This window comes from Actinokineospora sp. NPDC051303 (assembly GCF_055586285.1).
The window spans coordinates 26,910-46,285 of the sequence record NZ_JBVJIN010000021.1 but is presented as its reverse complement, the minus strand read 5'-3'; the positions used below and the strand labels follow the sequence as shown (position 1 = coordinate 46,285).

Sequence of the window (19,376 nt, the reverse complement as noted above, 5' to 3'; positions counted from 1 at the left end):
GGCGGGCGCTCATCGGCGACGGGCGGGCATTCGCGCCCAGACGCCGACGAAGAACCGGTTCACCGGGTTGCCCGGCCGCGATCCCAGGACGCCAAGCGGAACCGCGACGGCCGTCAGCAGCCCCAGCGCGAGCGCGACCGGCAGGCCCCACTTGAGCAGCCCGCTGCGGTCGGCGTGGGTGTCGACCACGGCCCGGGGGTTCGCGGTGTCCGAGGCCGCTGGGCCGCCAGCGGGCGGGGCGCCCGCCGCGGGCACGCCGCTCGCGTCGGGCGCCCCGCCCGCCGCTCCGCCGCCCGTCGCCGACGAGCCGCCAGTGCCGCCCGCGCCACCCGGGCCGCCCGCCGCGGTCCCGATCTGGCTCGGATCGGTGAACGGCGGCGGCGGGACCTCGCCCTTCTGCGCCCGCACCGCCGCGGCCACCGTGCGGGCCTGCTCGCGCAGTTCCGACGGCAGGGGAAGGTATCCCTGCGGCAGGTTGCCCAGGTTCGGGCCGACCGTCTGCCCGGCGTCCGCGCCGAACTCGATGACGCGGGCGTAGCGGTCGCCGACGTCGGCGGGCAGGCCGGTGGTGGGCGCTGCGGCGTAGCTGACCATCGTGCCCGGATAGCCTGCCGCGTCGAGCTTCGCGTAGTCGATCGCCACGGTGCCGGACTTGTCGTCCAGCGTCCCGGACCGCACCGCGGCGAGCATGGCCTGCTCGGTCGGGCCGGTGAAGGTGGGGGCGCCCGCGGCGTCCTTGCGGCCGGTGGAGAGTTCGGCCACCGGCAGGCGGTAGCGCACCGCGGTGGCGTGGTCGGTGATGCCGATGACCGACCGCCCGCCCAGGTTCTGCGGCGGCGGGCGCTTCCAGCCGCCGAAGTTGACGTCCCACTCGGTGGTTTGCAGGGTCTGCCCGGTCAGCAGCAGCGAGCCGATGTCGCGCAGCTTGCTGGAGCGCTGGGCGAGCAGCTCGTGCAGCTGCGCCGGGTGCCGGGCGCAGTAGTAGTCGTTGACCAGCTTGCCGGGGTCCGCGGGGTCGGGCTTCTGGCACCACCCGTCCTTGGCGGGCCGGGCGTCCCGGTTGCCGACGAAGTTGTCCCGGTAGTCGAACTGGTCGCTGGGGGTCTGCCAGTCGAGGAACGCCGGGTTGATCTTGGTGCCCCAGGGGTCGGGCCGCCCGCGCAGGAACGCCGCCGCGTCCGGGTCGGCCAGCAGCCACCTGGTCACCGCGTGCGGGATGTCGCCGTCGCCGGTGACCAGGATGGGCGTGGCCATCGTGCTGTTGTACAGCAGGTTCTTCAGCTCGGGGTTGAGCTCGCCGAACTCGGGGTCGCCGAAGAGGGTTTCCGGGTGGCCGGGCAGGAACCGGGTGGTCGGGTCGACGCCGGAGGCGTCCGGCTCGCCGCCCCATCTGCCGCGATAGCTCTGGGTGATGAGCTTGGCGACCAGCCGCGCGTTGAGCCGCAGCCGGGTGATCTGCCGCTGGTCGTCCGGGCGGTCGATCATGAAACTGAACACGAACGCGCCGATCGCCAGCGGCGCGTGCGCGGTCGGCCTGCCCGCCTCGTCGAGGGACACCGGCCTGCTGCCGACCACGAAGTTCTGCAGGGTCTGGTTGTACTGCCTGCGCGCCTCGCCCTCGCTGACCGGCGTGTAGCTGGTGGCCACCGGCGAAGCGGCGGTGCACAGCGCGGGAATCCAGCTGTAGACCGCTTCCGCGGCGATCTCGCTGCCCGCCATCGCGAGCCTGCCCGCCGCGTCGAGCGGGCAGAACCCCTCGGCGGGCAGGAACGACAGCGGGAACACCGCGCGGTGCTGCCAGTTGAATCCGGACAGGGCGAACGAGTAGCTGTTGATCAGCGTGTAGTCGGCGGAGGCCGGGTCGGGGCACCCCGCGGGCACCTCCGGGGAGGTGCACGGCATCGCCCGGACCGGGACCACGACCAGCGAGCAGACGGTCGGCGCGGCGCCGGGGGACGGGCTGCGGCCGCAGCCGAGCGAGTTGGGCATCTCGTCGCCGGTGCGCACCTCGAAGTCGATCGCGCCGCGGCCGTCGGCCCCGGTGAACGCCAGCCGCGACTGCCTGCCGAAGGTGTACCAGTCGGCCGGGTGGTCGGTGACCCCGTCGCAGTCGGCGTAGTCCGGCGGCGTGCAGTCGTCAAGCCAGTGCGTGCCGCCCCGCACGTCGGTGAACGGGATCGTCATGTAGTCGTAGACACCCGGGGTGCTCGCCTCCACCGGGTCGAACTCCGGGGCGTACCGCTCGCCGCCGAAGTCGTACCAGACGCAGTCCTCACGGGCGGGATCGGCGCCCCGGCACTGCATCACCGCGACCGGGAACCGCTCGCCGCTGGGCTGCAAAGCGTTGAACGGCAAGCCTTCGGCGTTGTTGGTCGGCAGGAAGCCGGACCACTCAACGCGCACGGTCTCCCGCCGCATGGTGTCGGTCTTGCTGACCGTGACCCGGCCGCGGTCGCCGTTCTCGAAGGTGAGGTCCTTGCTCACGCCAGCGGACTGCGCGACGGCCTGTGAGCCCTGCACGCTGACCGAGCCGAGCGCGGACGCCAGGACCAGCACGGCCACGACCAACAGGCGCGCCCATCGGTGCGGCCGGAAGCGGTGGTGGTTCATCGGTTTCCGTTCGTCGTTCGTGGTTCTCCGCGGCTGCGGCGCTCTGGTCCGGGATGGGGGAGTGGCTGGGGAGGCCACTGCGGAGGTCGCTGGGGAGATCACTGCCGTCGCCTGATTCGGCGGGCGACGAGCGCGGGCAGGATCAGCACCAGCAGCAGCTCGACCGCGACCAGGCCGCCGAACAGCGACGTGGTCGAGTCGTCCCGGAACGCCGCCAGCTCGGTCGCCGAGCCGTAGGCCGCGCCTTGTCCGCCGGTGTTGTCGGCGTTTCCGCCCAGGGGCAGCCCGGTTTCCGGGTCGACGGCGCCCTGCGCGGCCGCCGCTTCCGGCCCACCGGCGCCCGCGCCGCCCCCGGAGTCGGCGCCACCGCCGCCGCCGGTTCCGCCGCCGCCACCGCCGGCGCCGCCGCCACCGCCGCCGGTCCCGCCGCCGCCCGCGCCCGGGATGCCGCCCTCGGTCCGGCACGGGCCCTGGGCCTTGCGGTCGCAGTCCGGCGGCACCGGGGCCTTCTCCGCGAGCACGTTGCGGTTCGGGTTCGCCGGGTCGAACGTGGGGTTGTTGCACTTGCTGGGGTCCAGCAGCCGCTCCTCGTGCCCGGGAATCCGGCGGACCTGGTCGAAGCCAGCCTGCACCAGGTTCAGCGGCAGCGGCGAGTAGCCCAGCGCGCCCGCCTTCTGCTGGCCCTCGCACAGGAAGTAGAACGCGAACGCGGACAGCGTGCGGCCCCGCTCGCGGGTCATCGGCAACTCGGGTGTGGCGTTCGGGTCGTCCTGGGCGGGGACGACCATGTACGAGTAGGACGACAGTGGGTAGGACCGCGGGTCGTTGTGCGCGTAGACGCCGTCGAGGATCTGGGTCAGATAGACCTTGGGATCGCGGTCGGCGGTCTGGATTCTGGCCTGGGTGAGCGCGACGGCCACGTTGTAGTCGGTCGGCAGGGTGTAGTAGCCCGCCTCGTTGAGGATCTTCGCCACCGGCCAGTCGCGCTTGTTCTTGGCGTAGGAGTACTCGACGTAGCCGATGGCGCCGTCGCCGTAGTTCGCCGAGACGTACCCGGCGACCGCGTCGCTGCCGTTCTGCGCGATGAACTTGTTGCCAGGGTTGGGAAAGTACGAGGTCAAGCCCGGGCGGCCGAGGAACGGCCGCCAGATGTCCGGATAGCGCTTGTCCAGGAACGTGGTGAACTGGGCGGTGGTGCCCGAGCCGTCCGAGCGGACCACGGGGATGATCTTCTTGCTGGGCAGGGCCGCGCCGTTGTTGTCCGCGGTGATCGCCGGGTCGTTCCAGTTGGTGATCTGGCCGGTGAAGATCTTCGCCACGGTCTCGGTGCCCAGGCGCAGACCGCGCACCGGCTGGCCGCCGACGCGGACGTGGTACATGAACGCGGTGCCGCCCGCCACGATCGGCATGTAGCCGAACGCCCGGCCGCCCGAGTCATCGATGACGCCTCGGTCGTCCGCGCCCTGCTGGAACGGGATCTCCGAGACGCCGAACACGGTCTGGCGCTGGGCATACATGGTCCGGCCCCGGGTGGACCCGACCGCCTCGTAGTTGACCCGGATGCCGTTGGCGGCCACATCCCCGATCCAGGTGCCGATCGCGTTGGCGCTCCAGGTGGAGCCCGAGCCGTTGATGGGCTCGTAGCCCTGCGCGCTCGCCTGGCCAGCGCCCGGCCCGGCCAGGCTCGCCGTGGCCACGACCGCGGCCGCCGAGAGCAGGGCGCCCGCCCGCTTGAGCCGATGAGACAGGTGCATTGCGGCATCCCACTTTCGCGAACGACGAATCGGTGACATCAGCGGCCGTCCTTGCGGCGGGCGACCAGCCGGGCGGTGACGAACAGGGCCAAGACCAGGACCAGGAGCACGGTGGCCGCGCCGAACGCGCGGGCGGCCATGGCTTCGTCGGGGAGCTTGAACACCTGGTAGACGAACAGCGGCAGCGAGGTCTGCCAGTCGGCGAACGGGTTCGCGTTGAAGAACTGGCTGTATCCCGCGGTCAGCAGCACCGGCGAGGTCTCGCCAGCCCCTCTGGCCACCCCGAGGATCAGCGCGGTGGCGAGCCCTGGCCGGGCGGTGGGCAGCACGACCCGCCAGATCGTCTGCCACTGCGACGCCCCGAGCGCGAGACTCGCCTCGCGCAACCCGTTGGGCACCAGGCGCAGCACCACGTCCGCGGACCGGGTGATGATCGGCATCATCATCACGCTCAGCGCCAGGGCCGCGGCGAGCCCGCTGCGCGGCAGGCCCACGACCTGGATGGCCGCGACGTAGATGAACAGACCGGCCACAATGGACGGCAGGCCGGTCATCGCCTCGATGAGGGTGCGCACGACCCGCGCCAGCCTGCCGCCGACCTCGGTCATGAACACCGCGCAGGCCACCGACAGCGGCAGCGTGATGGCCACGGCGATGGCCAACTGGTTCAGCGTGCCGACGAGCGCGTGCAGGATGCCGCCCTGGCTCAGATCCGTCGGATCGGAGTAGATGAAGTCCTCGGTGTAGAAGTTCAGGTACTGCATGGCGGCCAGGCCCCGCACGACGGTGTAGCCGATGACGAACACGAGCGCGCCGCCCACGACCGCCGCGCCGGTCCGCATCACCACCGCCGCGAGCCGGTCGGACACTTCCACGAGACCGTGGCGCTGGAGCGTGACCAGCACGTAGATCAGCAGAAACGCCGCGTACCAGCAGACCGCGAAGCCGAGCAGGCCCGCGGTGGGCAGCAGGCGCTGGTAGACCAGCCAGACCAGGCAGAAACCGGCGATGGCCGAGCCGACCAGGGACGCGCGCTCCTCGATCGGCCTGCCGCGCAGGCCGCGCCGCCGCTCCGGCTCGGTGTCGACGGCGGACAGCCCGTCCTCGTCGGAGGGTTCGCGCGGCTCGGCGAGCGCGACCGTCTGTCCTAAGTCGACAGTGTCGTCGTCGCGCCGCTGCCGGTCGGCACGGGTGGGTGAGGTCATCGGTGGTGGGCTCCTAGATGTCCGTGGCGGAACCGCTGCGACTGCGGGACACCACGATCGCCGCGAGCGTGTTCACCAGCAGGGTGAACGCGAACAGCACGAGTCCGGCCGCGAGCAGCGCGGACAGTTGCAGGGCAGACGACTCGCCGAACCGGATGGCGATCAGCGAGGACACGGTGATCTCGCCGTTTTCCAGGATGCGGAAGTCGAGGTCGAACGCGGGCGAGATGATCATGGCGACCGCGATCGTCTCGCCGAGGGCCCGGCCGAGGCCGAGCATGGTGCCGCCGATGACGCCGCCGCGGCCGAACGGCAGGACGACCGAGCGGATCATGCCCCAGTGGGTCGACCCCAGCGCCAGCGCGGCCTCGCGTTCGCCCGGCGGGGCCTGCGCGAACACCTCGCGCATGATCGACGCCGCGATCGGCAGCACCATCATGGCCACCACGATCCCGGCGATGAACGCCGAGGAGGTGTAGCGCGACTGCGCCCACGCTGCCGCGTTCGGATCGGTGTCCACGCGCAGGAACGGGATGAAGCCGCCGAACGCCTGGTGCAGCCACCGGCTCAGGTAGATGACCGGCTCCTGCAGGAAGTAGAAGCCCCACAGGCCGTAGACCACGCTGGGCACCGCCGCCATCAGGTCGAGAAGGCTCACCAGGGTCGGTTTGAACCGGGGCGGGGCGTACTCGGAAATATAGAGAGCCGAGGTCAATGCCAGCGGAAAAGCGACAGCGATCGCGATCAGCGCGACCACGATCGTGCCAGGAAGGATCGCCGCGACGCCGAGGACGTTGCTCTCGGGATTCCACTGGAGTTCGGTGAAGAACTTCCAGCCGAAGGTGTCGAAGGCGATGCCGGACTCGATTGCCAGAAAGGCCCCGATGCCCGCGGTGACGGCCAGCACGAGCAGGCCCGCGCCGCGTGCCAGCCAGCGGAAAACCCGGTCGTCCCCGGTGATCCGGACGCGCAGCCTGCGCGGCCGGTCGAGGTCGGGATCCGTGGCCGCCGGCGCACGCACGTCGGTGCCGCTCACTCGCGTCATCTCCTTGCCGATTCGTTTCTTGTGCGATCAAGACAAACAGCACCGAGTGAAAGCCGGACAGTGCGAAGGTGAACTGGCGGTCAACCAGCCGCTGCTCCCACACGTCGCCACCGGCGCTCACCCTGGCCGCGCGGCCCGGCCGCGCCGATTGGGATGGAAAACGGCCACCACCTGAGTCACCTCCGCGTCTTGGGCGCCCGCTTTGAACCGGGCGGCGGCGTGCGTCGCGTCGATGCGCCTGGCGAAACCCTGCGCGGATCGAACAAGGTCCCCGGTGTCGACGCGCAGCCGCCACCACCACAGTCCGTTGTCCGCGTGGTGCACCTCGACCCACGCCGTGTGGGCGACCAGCCGGACCCGCTCGATCTCGGTCAGCGCGGCGTCCCGGCTGGCGTGATCGCCGATTCCCACTCCGAGCACGCGGTTGTTGCCGCCGAGCAGCCGCCATCGCACGCCTGACCCCTCGACTCGATAGCACTGGAAGCGTGCCACTGCGGTCCCCCGGATAGTTCGTGACCGAGCCACCAGTCGTACTGCGTACGGAGCAACCGGATAGGCCGGTTGCCAGCGAGTTGTTGACAGGTGGATCGGTGTGTCAACAACCTGCATCGGTTGCGCGGGGGAAAAAGTTTCGGCTTTCAGTCGAGTTCTTTCCACTTTTCCGGCGGCGCCGACGCGCGCGCCGGATCGAGGCGAATCGACCGCCCGACTCATGGTTACCGCAATTCGCCCGGCACGTCCGGGACATGTCTCTATTTCGCCAGTCCGGTGTTGTCGCCAATACGGACAGCCGAGATGTCACTCTATGTCGGGCTGGTGTTCGCCAGGTAGTCGCCTGTTTGACGACCCGCTATGGCCCATGGTCGTGAGGTTAGGCTGTCCTTAATCTCGAATACCCCTATTGCCGTCGGGAGACGTATTGCGCAATTCAGGGTTCGCCGCGAACCGGTAGCCGACTCTCGTTGTCGGCTTATCGCAGGGACCCGACCGCGCTGAGCAGTCGCTCCACGGTCGGGTCGTCCAGGGATTCCTTGATGCACTGCCAGAGTTCGAGATTCGCCGTGGCCCAGCGCGAATAGTTCGCGGCGGCTTCGGGGGAGTAGAAGTAGAAGCCCTCGTCATGCGCGTCCCGCTGTTCGCCGACGATCTTGTCGGCCAGTTCGCGGAGGGTCACACCGTTTTCGGCCAGGTACCGGTGGGCCAGCACGACCGGGGTGACCGGCAGCGCCTTGAAGAGGGTGTCCGCGTCGCTGAGGGCCTGGGCCTCCAGGGAGATGTCGCGGTGGCGGGTGCGCATCTCGGCCTCGTCGACCAGGGCGTCGATCCAGTCGGTCACGTCCGGGCGCACGCGGGCGTCGGTGAGGATGGCGCGCCGCAAACCGCTGCCCGCCGCCGCGGTGGAGTTGCGGCGCACCAGGTAGTTGACGTCGTGGACCAGGGCGGCGGTCTCGACCACGGACACGTCCGAGCCGTTGCCGCGGGCGAACTCGGTCGCCTTGTCGCGGACGAAGCTCACGTGGTGCCACCCGTGGAAGGGCAGCTTCGCGGCGTAGCGCTCGCACAGGGCGCGCACCCGCTGTTCTACCTGCTTGACGGCGGTGGGGTGCACCGCGCCGATGGTGGATGTGGACATGCCGACCCCTCCCGTTCCCGCGCGTTTGGACAGACGGGTGGGGCGATGGTAGTTCGTTTCAGATGCGCCTGGTCAGCTCTTCGAGCCGGGACTCGACCGGGACGTGGCGGTGGCCGGTGTGGGTGTCGGGGTCGTAGGACAGGCTCCACGGGGTCACGGGGCGGGACTTGACCAGGAAGGTCATGGTGCCGTCGACGGCGCGGGGGATGCGGTGGAACTGCTCGGCCAGCATGATCCCGGAGGCGCCCGCCTGGCAGTCGGCGCGGTGGGTGAGCGTGGCCGAGGAGATCAGGCCGGTGTCGGGGTCGACGGTGGCGTCGAACCGCTCGTGGCGGTAGCCGCCGCACAGGATGACCGTGCAGAAGTGGTAGCGGTGGTTGTGCACGGAGTCGGCGTAGCCGGGGCGCCAGTCCTGCTGCGGTTTGTACTCGTGCAGCCAGAAGGTGAACGGCTCGTCGGGGTTGTCGCGCAGGCACCACGCGAAGTGCGTCGTCGTCTCGCGGGAGCGCTCCACCAGGGCGGCGGCTTTGGCTGGCCCCAGGTCCAGCAGGTGCCTGCGCAGCACCGACCGCAGACCGGGGCCGTCGACCCAGGTTTCCACGCCAGCGTGCGCGGCGGTCCACCGCCTGCGGGAGAGGTCGATCTCGCGCATCCGCTGCGCGAGCTCGGAGAGCGCGGGGACGGACGTGGACACGGACATCAGCTCCCGAGCTGGGCTTTGGCGGAGAACTCCTGCCGGAAGGCGTGGAACTTGCCCTCCAGCTCGCGGAACTGCTCCTCGGACAGGGTGGCGCCGGTCACCTTCGCGAAGTGCGCCAGGAACTCGTCCCGGCTGGTGTCCGGGGTGAGCACGAACCGGCGCGCGTCCCGCGCGGCGCGCAGCCGGGCGAACTCGGCGCGCTGCATGTCGTAGATGAACGAGCCCTCGGAGAACCGCAGCGTGCGCGGGTACAGCGTCGGCGCGCCCGCGACCGCGCTGTAGAGGGTGATCCACACGCTGTCGTCGAACAGCTCCACCCGGTCCAGCGGCGGGTCGCCGATCACCGTGACGTCCACCGAGGTGCACCGGCTGCGGGCCAGGTACAGCCCGACGAGCCCGATCCGGATCTCCTCGTGCAGCGTGGCCTGGATCTTCTCGTAGTCGGCGTCGGCGCCCTGGTGGCGGGCGAGGTACCGGGCGCGCCCGCTGATGGCGGTGCGTTCGCACGGGTCGGCGACCACCGCGCGCACCTCCCATTCGGCGTGCGAGAGCAGCAGTCGCACGGCCGCGTAGCGCCCGGAGAAGCCGCGGAACAGGAACTGCCGGGAGTCGCGCAGGTCGGCCATCATGAGCGCGTTGAACGCCGGGTCCGGGTCGGTGCTCGCCTCGAAGACGTGGGTGGGGAAGAACTCGCGGTTGAGGGACCGGTATTCCGCGGACAGCTCGTGCAGCGCGCGCCTGCTTTCCTCGATGAGCGGGGTCACCATCGCCCGGCGGGTGGCGCTGGTGGTGATCAGCGTCTGACCGAACCCGACCACTGCGGAGACCATGGTCCCGGTGCTCAACGTGGTCAGCAGCGTCTTACCCGTTCCTGCCGCGAGACCGCTCGACACCCAGATCGACGTGCCGGAGACGACGAGCAGGATCAGCAGCAACAGCCCGGTGCGGGTCCAGAACAGCTCCTGGATCGGATGGGTGCGGGGACCCTTGGCGTCCGAAGACACGGCAGGTCACCTCCTCGGCGGTCACCCGAGCAGTCGCTGCGATCGGTGTCCACTCGGGCGCGCGCGGTTAGTTTACCGATCTTCAGCCGTTCGTGATATGCGGAGAACGGGTGAGATCCCCACAGGCGGGTGCGGCGCGGAAATCCACCCCACCTAAGCTCGCTCACCATGCGCAACGTCGGCAAACTCATGATCGCGGTGGCGATGGCGACGAGCCTCGCCGCCTGCGCCAATTCCGAACAGGCCTCCACCGCGACCCCCGGCAGCGGCGGTTCTTCTTCCGCCAGCATCAAGCCCCTGCCGAGCACCACCAGCGGCACCCCGCAACCCCACGGCGGCGGCGACGTCTCCACCGCGGTCGAATGCACCGCCGCCGACTTCAAGATCGACGGCGCGGCCAACGCCAAGCCCAAGATCACCCTCCCCGCCAACTGCTCCCCACCCAAAACAATCCTGAGCGAAGACCTCATCGCGGGCACCGGCCCCGAGGTCAAGGCAGGCGCGACCCTGGTCACCCACTACGTCCTGGTCACCTGGTCCGACAAGGCGGAAAAGGACACCTCCTGGGGCGGCACCCCCTTCCCCCTGGAAAACGTCGGCCAAGCAGGCGTGATCGACGGCTGGAACGAGGGCCTGATCGGAATCAAACAGGGCGGCCGCAGGCTCCTGGTCGTCCCCCCGGACAAGGGCTACGGCCAGGGCGGCAACGGCATAGCCCCCAACGAAACCCTCGTCTTCGTTGTAGACGCCGTCCAGGTCACCTGACCCCAACCACAATTACCCACCCCCAAAGGCCACTTGGGGACGTTCAAGCAATCAAACGTCCCCAAGTGGCCTTCAAACGCGGAAACAAATCCGCCCTCCTGTCAACCGGCACCCAAACCAAACCGGCACCTAACGCTGCCAGGTGCTCGATGGGGTGGAGTGGTTTCTTTGGGGGAGAAGGAAGATCGCTAAGCTGGCTGCGCGTGTGAGGCCGTAGGCTTCCCACCCGTCTTTCACACGGCGATCTTCCTTCGTAGGGGCCCCAAAGAAACCACTCCACCCCATCGAGCCAACCCCCGACCCAGCCACCCACAGAACCCAGCAGCCACCTACGGAATCAGCACAAGCTTCCCCGTCGTACGCCGCCCTTCAAGATCCTCATGCGCCTGCCGCGCAGCCGACAACGAATACCGCCCCCCAACCCACACCTCCAACGCCCCAGAAGCGACAGCCCCAAACAACTCCCCAGCCCGCCACCGCAACTCCTCAACGCCAGCCGTGTAATCCCCCAACTTAGGCCGAGTCAAATAAACCGACCCAGCCGCGTTCAACCGCTGCGGATCCACCGGCTCAACCGCCCCACTCGCAGCCCCGAACAAAACCAACATCCCCCGCCGCCGCAACACCGACAAACTCCCGGCGAACGTGCTTTTCCCCACCCCGTCATACACCGCCGCGACACCCTCCCCCGCAGTGAGCTCACGAGTGCGCTCAACGAAATCCTCCGAGGTGTACTCGATCACCTCATCCGCCCCCGCCGCCCGAGCCAGCCGCTCCTTGTCCGAGGTGGACACCGTCCCGATGACCCGCGCCCCCCGCGCCTTCGCCAACTGCACCAGCAGCAGACCGACCCCACCGGCCGCCGCGTGCACCAGCACCGTCTCACCCTCGGCGACCGGGTACGTGGAAGCGACCAGGTAGTGCGCGGTGAGTCCCTGAATCATCAGTGCCGCGGCGATATCGTCAGGCACATTGGCAGGCACCGGAACCGCCACAGCGGCCTTCACCACGACCTGTTCGGCATAGCTGCCCAACGCGTCCGCCCACGCCACCCGGTCGCCCACCGCGAACCCGGAAACCTCCGGACCCACCGCCTCGACCACGCCCGCCCCTTCCAGGCCCGGCCCGAACGGGAGGGGAAGCGGATACAGCCCGGCTCGGTGATAGGTGTCGATGTAGTTCACCCCGGCGACCGCGACCCGCACCAGCAACTCGCCCGGGCCTGGCGGCCGGATCTCGGTCTCGGTGTACTCCAAGACCTCGGGACCACCCGTCTTCGACACCACCACTGCCTTGGCCACAGCGGCCTCCTCCTACCTGAGCTCGTGCGGACCTCCAAGCATGCAGCAGTGGCGCCGATCACGGTGGACGGGTGAGCCCGGGTTCTAGGTCCTAAGCTCGGCCCGTGGCAGACGAGAACACTCCCCAGCAGGTCCCCGCGCAGGCCATGAAGGCGACGATCGCCTTCGTCAAGGCGCATGGCAAGCCCGCGCGCGCGGTCGTGGAGAACATCGGCCGCACGGGTGCCCGGGTGGTGCTCGTCGGCGACGACGGCGCGCTGGGCGATGTGCTCGTCCCCAACCCGGCGACCGGTGAGGCGCTGGTCGAGAAGATCGACGGCCTTGAGCTGTCCGAGTGGGACCGCGACACGGTCTCCGCCACCAAGATCGGCTCCGGGCACCGCCGCAAGATGGCCGCCCGCACCCGAGGCTGACGTTCACGCGGGGCGGCGTCCACCGCCCCGCGTGCTTTTCCCCGAAGTCAGACCGCGACCGCGCGGGGCACGTCGATCTCCGTCGTGCCGATCGGACGCTCGCGCGTGGCGCACCACAGGCTCGCGGTCGCCACGATGACCCCCATGGCGCCCAGCACGTGCAGGGACACCAGCAGTTCGGGCACGCCGGTCCAGAACTGGACGAAGCCGAGGGCGCCCTGGGCGAGCACCACGGCCACCAGGACCAGGTAGCGCCGCCACAGGCTCGACGTCGCCGGGCCGGTGCGCAGCAGGAAGCCCACGGCGACCAGCATCGCCAGGTACCCGAACATGAACCCGGCGTGCACATGGGCCAGCGTCTCCACCGGCAGGTCCAGCCGGGGGGTCTCCGGATCGCCAGCGTGCGGGCCCGCGCCGGTGACCATCGTGCCCGCGATCAGCAGGCCGCCCAGCACCGCGATCGAGGCCAGCAGCAGGCCGGGCAGCGCGCGCGGGCCGCGGGGGACCGGCGGCTCGTCGCCCTCGGCCACGGCGTGCACCAGCAGCACGGCCAGCCACACCATGATCGTGGACGCCAGGAAGTGCACCGCGACGGTCCACCACAGCAGGTCGAGCCGGACGGTCACCCCGCCCACGATCGCCTGCACGACCACGCCCAGCGGCATCGCCAGGGCCAGCCGCAGGTAGTGCCGCCGGTGCGGCCGGGCAAGGTAGGCCAGCGCGAACGCGGCGATGGCGATGACGCCGACGATGCCGGTCAGCAGCCGGTTGCCGAACTCGATCCACTGGTTCAGCGTGGCGAACTCCGGGTGGTCGACCGGCACGAGGCTGCCGGGCTGGCACTGCGGCCACGTCGAGCAGCCGAGCCCGGAGCCGGTGACCCGGACGACGGACCCGGTGACGGCGATCAGCGCCTGGGTGACGACCACCGCGACCGCCACCGCGCGCTGGGCGCGGATGCTCGGGCTGGGCAGGCGGTCGATGCGGGACTTGAGGGTTTCCAGCGGCACCCGCTGATGCTAAGCGGAGGAAACTGAGAGGTCGGACGCGGTTGTCTTTTAGCGTGCTCTGGCTCTCACCGCGCGTCGATCACGGAAAATGTGGCCATGTTCGCGAAATGCCTCCACGCAGCGATCACAGCGCACTACACTGCGTGTCGGAAGGCGAACTCCCCCATCGCCTTCCCTGGGCTACCGCCGGACGGCTCGCTCCCCCCACGACCCGTCCGGCGGTAGCGTCCTCCCCGCGGCGCGAAATCTATACTCCGGGAGTAGGGGTTTCAACAATAGTGCAATGTCCGGTGCGGGTTCGCGACAGGTGTCGAACGCCACCGGGAGGGGGCGACATGGGCGGCGGGAACACCCTGGCCGAGAAGCTGAACCGCTTGGTGGCCACCGTGCACCCGGCGGGGCGCGGGCCGTTCACCAACGAGGAGATCGCCGCGGCCATTCGCGGCGAGCAGGGGATCGAGGTCTCGCACAGCGCGATCTCGGCGTGGCGCAGAGGCGCGCGCGACAATCCGAGCTTCCGGCACTTGGAGGCCCTGGCGAAGTTCTTCGGCGTCCCTATCGGCTATTTCTCCGACGACGCCGAGTCCGCCCGCATCGATGAGCAGCTCGACCTGGTCGCCGCGTGGCGCGACGCCCAGATCCGGGCCATCGCCATGCGCGCGGGGGAGCTTTCGGAGGCGGGCCGGGCGGCGATCCTGGAGATGACCAACCGCGTGCGCGAGATCGAGCGGTCCGCCGGGAAGCCAGCGGAGCGGCCGTGAGGTCGGCGCTCGACCGCCTGCGCGCGGGCCGCGACCACCGGCGGCTGCGCGCCCGCGTGCGCGCCCTGCTCACCGAGGTCGGCGTTCCCCAGCCGTGGGATCTGGCCGAGTTCTGCGACCGGGTGGCCGCCCACCGCGGCCGTCCCATCCACCTGGTCCCGACGCGGCTGCCGCCGGGCGCGCCGGACGGCGCCTGGCTCGCTGGCCCGACCGTCGACGTGATCGTCTACGACCGCGACTCGCCCGCCCTGCGCGCCGAGCACATCGTCTGCCACGAGCTCGGCCACATGCTCCTCGGCCACCAGGGCGCCCGCCCGGGCCCGGCGCTGACTCCGGACGTGTCGCCGGACCTGCTGCGCCGCATGGGCGTGCTGCACCGCGCCGCCTATGACGACCGGTGCGAGCAGGAAGCCGAGGTCGCCGCGTCGCTGATCTGGAAGCTCGCGGGCCGCGCGCTGCTCGCCCCCCGCCGCGCGCTGGCCCCGGCCGACGCCGCGGTGGTCGACCGGTTCGGCGAGGCCATGGAACGCTTCGGGTGATGTCGCCGGAAGCGCTGCACCTGCTCATCGTCGCGGTCGTCGGGCTGGCCCTGGCCTACAAGTCGGTCGACCTGCTCCGCCGCCCTGGGCCCGCGCTGCTGGCCCTGTGCGTCGCGCTGCTGGCGCTGGTCCTCGCGCTGGTCCTGGGCTACGCGCCGGTGGGCGGCGTGCTCGACCGGGCCGTGGCCGGCTTGGGCTGGATCGCGCAGCACGAGATCGTGTTCGCCGGGTTGTTCGCCGTGCAGGTCTTCCTCGTCTGCTCGACGCACCCGCCGGAGCGGCGGCCCCGGGCGGTCGCCGGACGGGCGGTGGTCGTCACGGCGGGCATGGTCCTGCTGATCGGGGTGTGGACGGTCGCGCAGTCGGTGGAGGCCCCGGACTGGGCTGCGGTGCGGTGGGCGGAGCAGCCGTGGTCGGCGACGGCGAACCTGGTGTTCGTCGCCTGGGTCGCGGTGTCGCTGGTCCTCAACGCCCGCCTGACCGCGCACTGGGCGCGGCTGGCCGACCGCCCGTGGCTGCGCCGAGGCCTGGTCGTGTTCACCGCTGGCGGGTGGCTCTCGGTCGTCTGGGCCGGGCATCGGGTCGTCTACATCGGGGCCGTCCTCATGGGCGCGCGGCCGCCGTGGGACCAGCGGTTCGCGGAGCTGGTGCTGCTCGCGATCGGCCTGTGCACCGGGATGGTCGGCATCACCCTGCCCGCCTGGGCGCCCCGGGTCGTCGCCCTGCGCCAGTGGCTGGCCCACTACCGCTCCTACCGCAGACTCGCCCCGCTCTGGGACGCCCTGCGCCAGGCCACGCCGTCGATCGAGCTGGCCTCGCCCGCCCCGTGGTGGCACATGGAATACCGGCTGTATCGCCGGGTGATCGAGATCTGGGACGGCCGCGCGGCCCTGCGCGGGCACATCGCCCCGGCCGTCCACGCCACCCCGGAAGCCGAGGCCGCCGCCCTGCGCGCCGCCCTGGCCGCCCGGCTCGACGGCCGCCCGCCGACCGCGGCGCCCCCGCCGGAGACCCGCCCGGGAAGCCGAATCCTCGCCGACGAGGTGGCCTGGCTCGAACGCGTCGCCGCGCACTGGTCCGGCTCCACTGGTCCCACTAAATCAGCCCAGCACGCCGTCAGGGGAGATCGAGCCGCCGTGGGCCGGTCACACGAGCTTGGTCGTCCGGGTCGCCAGGAGTCCGGCGCCGAGGCCCCAGACGACTAGGGTGAGCACTGAGGACAGGGCGGGGGCGGAGCCGTCGACCAGGGTCTGGGTGAGGGCGTCGGTGAGGGCCGCGGAAGGCAGCAGCCGCACCACGTCCGCCATCCCGGCGGGCAGCGAGTCCGCCGCGACCACGATGCCGCCCGCGAGCAGCAGCACGAACCACACCACGTTCGCCAGCGCCAGCACCACCTCGGCCTTGAGCGCCCCGCCGAGCAGCACGCCCAGCGCGCCGAAGGCCAAGGCGCCCAACGCGACCAGCAGCACCGTCCACAGCAGACCGACACCGGACGGCGACCAGCCCAGCAGGGCCGCGACCGCGGCGAGCACCAGCAGCTGCACGGTCACCACCGCCAGACAGCCCAGGACCCGGCCCGCCACCAGCAGCCAGCGGGGGAGCGCGGTCGCGGCGAGGCGCTTGAGCACGCCGTAGCGGCGGTCGAAGCCCAGGGCGATGGCCTGCCCGGTGAACGCGGACGACATGACCGCCAGCGCGAAGATCCGCGGCGTCACCGAGTCGACCCGGGGCTCGGGCATGGCGATGATGTCGAGCAGGCTCAGGCCGACCAGCAGCGCCAGCGGGATCAGCAGCGTCAGCAGCACCTGCTCGCCGTTGCGCAAGGTCAGCACGGCCTCGGTGCGCGCGTGCGTGAGCAGCATCCGGGGCGCACTGCCCGCCCCGGGGGCCGGGGTGAAGGTGCCCGGGGCGAACCGCCCGACCTCGGTCGTCACGAGCGCAGCTCCCGTCCGGTCAGTTCCAGGAAAACGTCCTCCAGGCTGCGCCTGCCGACCTGGAGTTCCTCGGCCAGCACGCCCTGCTGCGCGCACCACGCGGTCACCGTGGACACGACCTGCGGGTTGACCGTCCCGGCGACCAGGTACCAGCCCGGGGTCGGCTCGGACACCCGGCAGCCCTCGGGCAGCGCGGCCACCAGCAGGGCCGGGTCGAGCCCGGACTTCGCGCGGAACCGGAGCTGCTGCTCGTGCGGGTTGTCCGCAGTGAGGTCGCTCGGGCTGCCCTCGGCGACGACTCGCCCGTGGTCGATGATGACCACGTGGTCGGCCAGCGCCTCGGCTTCCTCCATCAGGTGCGTGGTCAGCAGCACGCTCACTCCGTCCGCGCGCAGCGCGTGGACCAGCTCCCACACCAGCCGCCGGGCCTGCGGGTCCATGCCCGCGGTCGGCTCGTCGAGGAAGACCAGCTCGGGGCGGCCGACCAGCGCGCAGGCCAGCGACAGCCGCTGCTGCTGGCCGCCGGAGAGCCGCTTGTACGGGGTGCGCGCGCAGCCCGCGAGGCCGAGCACGTCGATGAGCCACGCCGGGTCCAGCGGGTCGGCGGCGCAAGCGGCGACCAGCGTCAGCATCTCGGCGGCCCGGATGCCCGGGTACGCGCCGCCGCCCTGGGGCATCACGCCGATCCGGGGGCGCAGCCGCTCGCCGTCGGTCGCCGGGTCGAGGCCGAGCACCCGGACCTCGCCGGAGTCGCGGCGCAGGAAGCCTTCGCACACCTCGACGGTGGTGGTCTTGCCCGCGCCGTTGGGGCCGAGCAGCGCCAGCACCGCGCCCCGGTCGAGCCGCAGGTCGAGCCCGTTCACGGCCGGGGTCGCCCGGTAGGTCTTGACCAGGCCGGACACCTCGACGGCGGGCGTGTTCACGACTGGGAAGCCTAAGGCGTGCCCGACGTCACGGCGTCGGCGGGAGTCGGCTGCGCGCGCGGCACGTGCCGCCAGCTGGCGGCGACCGCGATGGCGGTGACGATCGCGGCGCCGATGTAGGCGTACGGCAGGACGAACACCCGCCCGTCGAAGGTGGCCCCGGTCGGGGCGAGCGCGACCGCGAGCGTGGCGCTCACGATCATCGCCGCGGTGCGGAACCGGGTGTTTCCCGCCGCCGCGGCCAGCGGCACCGCCGCCCACAGCAGGTACCAGGGCTGCACGGTCGCGCCGAACACCAGCACCGCGCCCAGGCCGACGCCAAGGCCGGTGAGCGGGCGCAGCTTCCAGCGGAAGCTGTCCAGCAGCAGCTTGGCCGCGATCAGCGGGCCGATCACCGCGCCGACGAGCCTGCTGACGGTGATCGCCGCGTCGATGTGGTTGCCCAGCCCGAGCAGGATGCCCAGGCCGCCCGCGCCGAAGCCGAGCGCGGTCATCGGGGCCATCCAGCTCTTGATGGTGGCCGCGGTGTTCAGCGTGCTCACCCAGCCGTAGCCCAAGCCGCTGCCCAGCGACGCCGCCGTGAGCACCACGCCGAACACGACGCCGAGCCCGCCAGCCACGGCGAACAGGTGCTTCCACCGGCCGCCCATCCGGCGGGCGATCATCACCCCGAGGAAGCCCAGCGCCAGCGCGGCCGGGATCTTCACCGCGGCGCCGAGCGTGATCACCGCCGCGCCGATGGCGTACCAGGCCAGCTCGCCCCGCTGCCAGGGCGGGAACGGCCCGTCCGGGGTCACCTTGGGCATCCGGCTCAGCGCCAGCTCGAAGCCGACCAGCATCAGCCCGATCGCCAGCGCCTCGTTGTGCACGCCCACGACCAGGTGGAACAGCACCAGCGGGTTCGCCGCGCCCAGCCACAGCGCGCTCACCGGGCTCACCCCGAACCGGCGCGCCAGCCTCGGCAGCGCCCACACGATCATCGCCAGGCCGACCAGCGCGACCAGCCGGTGCGCGGCCACGCCCATCACGACGTGGTCGCCGGTCAGCCAGCTCACCGCCCGGCCGACGCTGAGGAACAGCGGCCCGTAGGGCGATGGCGTCTCCCGCCACATCGTCGGCACGCCCAGCGTCAAGGGGTGGTTGACGCCGAGCGCGGTGGCCGGGCCGGTCGTGTACGGGTCCTGGCCCATCGCCGCGATCTCGCTCTGCGCGAGGTAGCTGTAGACGTCGCGGCTGAAGCTGGGCACGGTGAACACCAGCGGCGCGATCCACATCACCAGCGTCCTGGCCATCTGCGGCACCGACACCGCCCGCACCCGGCCCGGCCGGGAGAGCCTGCCCAGCCCCAGCCAGGCGAGCACGATCATGAACACCCCGGTGAACGCGAACGCCAGCGACACCGTCGTCATCCGGCTGAACAGGCCCAACACCGGAATCCGGAAAACCGGATTGAACACCGGGGCCGCCCCGGCCCCGAGCGAGCCCACCATCAGCAGCAGCGACCCGACCGTCCCGAACCGGCGCACGGCGTCCAGCTGTCGGCGCTCCACCTCGTCCAGCGGCCCGGACTCACCGTCCGGCCGCCGACGCGCCACGCGCCGCTGCGTCTCTCCCGCCACCACGCCCGGAAGGGTAGCGGCAGCCCAGCGTCCCCGAGCCCAGTACGAGCGATCATGCCCGGCGGCGGGCGGTGTCCAGTCCGCCGCCGGGACGGGCCGGGAGCCACCGCCCACCGGAGTGCACAATGTCCCCCGTTGATCGCAGGCATCGCCCCCGAAC

The 19,376-nt window shown here is 71.3% G+C and carries 18 protein-coding genes; 5 read left to right on the top strand and 13 right to left on the bottom strand.

Features of this window, described 5'->3' with window-relative positions:
* Positions 1-9: 9 nt before the first annotated feature.
* The 8 genes from ACZ6SD_RS17905 to ACZ6SD_RS17870 all read right to left on the bottom strand — a co-directional run bounded on the left by ACZ6SD_RS17905 (position 10) and on the right by ACZ6SD_RS17870 (position 9,951).
* Positions 10-2,610: a hypothetical protein gene (locus ACZ6SD_RS17905; protein ID WP_465318045.1), complete on the bottom strand. Its 2,601-nt coding sequence runs from the start codon at positions 2,608-2,610 to the stop codon at positions 10-12.
* A gap of 98 nt (positions 2,611-2,708) precedes the next feature.
* Positions 2,709-4,364, bottom strand: a complete 1,656-nt coding sequence (locus ACZ6SD_RS17900; RefSeq protein WP_465318044.1) for a phosphate ABC transporter substrate-binding protein PstS — start codon at positions 4,362-4,364, stop codon at positions 2,709-2,711.
* Positions 4,365-4,402: 38 nt separating this feature from the next.
* A complete protein-coding gene (gene pstA / locus ACZ6SD_RS17895; protein ID WP_465318043.1) occupies positions 4,403-5,569 on the bottom strand; it encodes a phosphate ABC transporter permease PstA in 1,167 nt (388 codons plus the stop codon).
* A gap of 13 nt (positions 5,570-5,582) precedes the next feature.
* Positions 5,583-6,605, bottom strand: a complete 1,023-nt coding sequence (gene pstC, locus ACZ6SD_RS17890; protein ID WP_465318042.1) for a phosphate ABC transporter permease subunit PstC — start codon at positions 6,603-6,605, stop codon at positions 5,583-5,585.
* Positions 6,606-6,731: 126 nt separating this feature from the next.
* Positions 6,732-7,067, bottom strand: a complete 336-nt coding sequence (locus ACZ6SD_RS17885) for a YegP family protein (RefSeq protein ID WP_465318041.1) — start codon at positions 7,065-7,067, stop codon at positions 6,732-6,734.
* A 517-nt stretch (positions 7,068-7,584) separates the two neighbouring features.
* The gene (locus ACZ6SD_RS17880; RefSeq protein ID WP_465318040.1) at positions 7,585-8,247 is read right to left on the bottom strand and encodes an HD domain-containing protein; all 663 of its coding nucleotides are present in this window, start codon (positions 8,245-8,247) and stop codon (positions 7,585-7,587) included.
* A 58-nt stretch (positions 8,248-8,305) separates the two neighbouring features.
* Positions 8,306-8,941: a hypothetical protein gene (locus ACZ6SD_RS17875; protein ID WP_465318039.1), complete on the bottom strand. Its 636-nt coding sequence runs from the start codon at positions 8,939-8,941 to the stop codon at positions 8,306-8,308.
* 5 nt (positions 8,942-8,946) lie between these two features.
* Positions 8,947-9,951, bottom strand: a complete 1,005-nt coding sequence (locus ACZ6SD_RS17870; protein ID WP_465318038.1) for a hypothetical protein — start codon at positions 9,949-9,951, stop codon at positions 8,947-8,949.
* A 168-nt stretch (positions 9,952-10,119) separates the two neighbouring features.
* Between ACZ6SD_RS17870 and ACZ6SD_RS17865 the strand changes: the two genes are divergently transcribed.
* The gene (locus ACZ6SD_RS17865; protein ID WP_465318037.1) at positions 10,120-10,716 is read left to right on the top strand and encodes an FKBP-type peptidyl-prolyl cis-trans isomerase; all 597 of its coding nucleotides are present in this window, start codon (positions 10,120-10,122) and stop codon (positions 10,714-10,716) included.
* 329 nt (positions 10,717-11,045) lie between these two features.
* Here the strand turns inward: ACZ6SD_RS17865 and ACZ6SD_RS17860 are convergent, their stop codons facing one another.
* Entirely contained in the window at positions 11,046-12,017 is a 972-nt protein-coding gene (locus ACZ6SD_RS17860; RefSeq protein WP_465318036.1) for a quinone oxidoreductase family protein, read from the bottom strand.
* A 104-nt stretch (positions 12,018-12,121) separates the two neighbouring features.
* On the opposite strand from ACZ6SD_RS17860, the gene ACZ6SD_RS17855 reads away from it, so the two are divergent.
* A complete protein-coding gene (locus tag ACZ6SD_RS17855; protein ID WP_465318035.1) occupies positions 12,122-12,430 on the top strand; it encodes a hypothetical protein in 309 nt (102 codons plus the stop codon).
* 47 nt (positions 12,431-12,477) lie between these two features.
* On the opposite strand, the gene ACZ6SD_RS17850 is transcribed toward ACZ6SD_RS17855, so the two are convergent.
* Entirely contained in the window at positions 12,478-13,440 is a 963-nt protein-coding gene (locus ACZ6SD_RS17850) for a COX15/CtaA family protein (RefSeq protein WP_465318034.1), read from the bottom strand.
* Positions 13,441-13,775: 335 nt separating this feature from the next.
* On the opposite strand from ACZ6SD_RS17850, the gene ACZ6SD_RS17845 reads away from it, so the two are divergent.
* The 3 genes from ACZ6SD_RS17845 to ACZ6SD_RS17835 are packed head-to-tail and all read left to right on the top strand — an operon-like array spanning position 13,776 to position 15,945.
* Positions 13,776-14,201, top strand: coding sequence for a helix-turn-helix domain-containing protein (locus tag ACZ6SD_RS17845; protein WP_465318033.1), 426 nt, complete (start codon positions 13,776-13,778; stop codon positions 14,199-14,201).
* Positions 14,198-14,740 (top strand): hypothetical protein, encoded by a 543-nt coding sequence (locus ACZ6SD_RS17840; protein ID WP_465318032.1) that lies wholly within the window; start codon positions 14,198-14,200, stop codon positions 14,738-14,740. The genes ACZ6SD_RS17845 and ACZ6SD_RS17840 overlap by 4 nt, the downstream gene beginning before the upstream one ends.
* The gene (locus ACZ6SD_RS17835; protein WP_465318031.1) at positions 14,740-15,945 is read left to right on the top strand and encodes an MAB_1171c family putative transporter; all 1,206 of its coding nucleotides are present in this window, start codon (positions 14,740-14,742) and stop codon (positions 15,943-15,945) included. Before ACZ6SD_RS17840 ends, ACZ6SD_RS17835 begins: the two co-directional genes overlap by 1 nt.
* Here the strand turns inward: ACZ6SD_RS17835 and ACZ6SD_RS17830 are convergent.
* The 3 genes from ACZ6SD_RS17830 to mptB form a co-directional block, all read right to left on the bottom strand.
* Positions 15,886-16,602 (bottom strand): ABC transporter permease, encoded by a 717-nt coding sequence (locus ACZ6SD_RS17830; protein ID WP_465318105.1) that lies wholly within the window; start codon positions 16,600-16,602, stop codon positions 15,886-15,888. The genes ACZ6SD_RS17835 and ACZ6SD_RS17830 overlap by 60 nt on opposite strands.
* A 68-nt stretch (positions 16,603-16,670) precedes the next feature.
* On the bottom strand, positions 16,671-17,597 hold the full coding sequence (locus tag ACZ6SD_RS17825) for an ABC transporter ATP-binding protein (protein ID WP_465318030.1): 927 nt from the start codon (positions 17,595-17,597) through the stop codon (positions 16,671-16,673).
* 11 nt (positions 17,598-17,608) lie between these two features.
* Positions 17,609-19,219: a polyprenol phosphomannose-dependent alpha 1,6 mannosyltransferase MptB gene (gene mptB, locus ACZ6SD_RS17820; protein ID WP_465318029.1), complete on the bottom strand. Its 1,611-nt coding sequence runs from the start codon at positions 19,217-19,219 to the stop codon at positions 17,609-17,611.
* Positions 19,220-19,376 lie beyond the last annotated feature (157 nt).

What these genes read in the sequence shown, in the direction of transcription:
- ACZ6SD_RS17905 (WP_465318045.1), bottom strand. Translation starts at nt 2,610, where the DNA reads ATGAACCACCACCGCTTCCGGCCGCACCGATGGGCGCGCCTGTTGGTC.
- ACZ6SD_RS17900 (WP_465318044.1), bottom strand. Translation starts at nt 4,364, where the DNA reads ATGCACCTGTCTCATCGGCTCAAGCGGGCGGGCGCCCTGCTCTCGGCG.
- pstA (WP_465318043.1), bottom strand. Translation starts at nt 5,569, where the DNA reads ATGACCTCACCCACCCGTGCCGACCGGCAGCGGCGCGACGACGACACT.
- ACZ6SD_RS17880 (WP_465318040.1), bottom strand. Translation starts at nt 8,247, where the DNA reads ATGTCCACATCCACCATCGGCGCGGTGCACCCCACCGCCGTCAAGCAG.
- ACZ6SD_RS17865 (WP_465318037.1), top strand. Translation starts at nt 10,120, where the DNA reads ATGCGCAACGTCGGCAAACTCATGATCGCGGTGGCGATGGCGACGAGC.
- ACZ6SD_RS17845 (WP_465318033.1), top strand. Translation starts at nt 13,776, where the DNA reads ATGGGCGGCGGGAACACCCTGGCCGAGAAGCTGAACCGCTTGGTGGCC.
- ACZ6SD_RS17835 (WP_465318031.1), top strand. Translation starts at nt 14,740, where the DNA reads ATGTCGCCGGAAGCGCTGCACCTGCTCATCGTCGCGGTCGTCGGGCTG.
- ACZ6SD_RS17830 (WP_465318105.1), bottom strand. Translation starts at nt 16,602, where the DNA reads ATGCTGCTCACGCACGCGCGCACCGAGGCCGTGCTGACCTTGCGCAAC.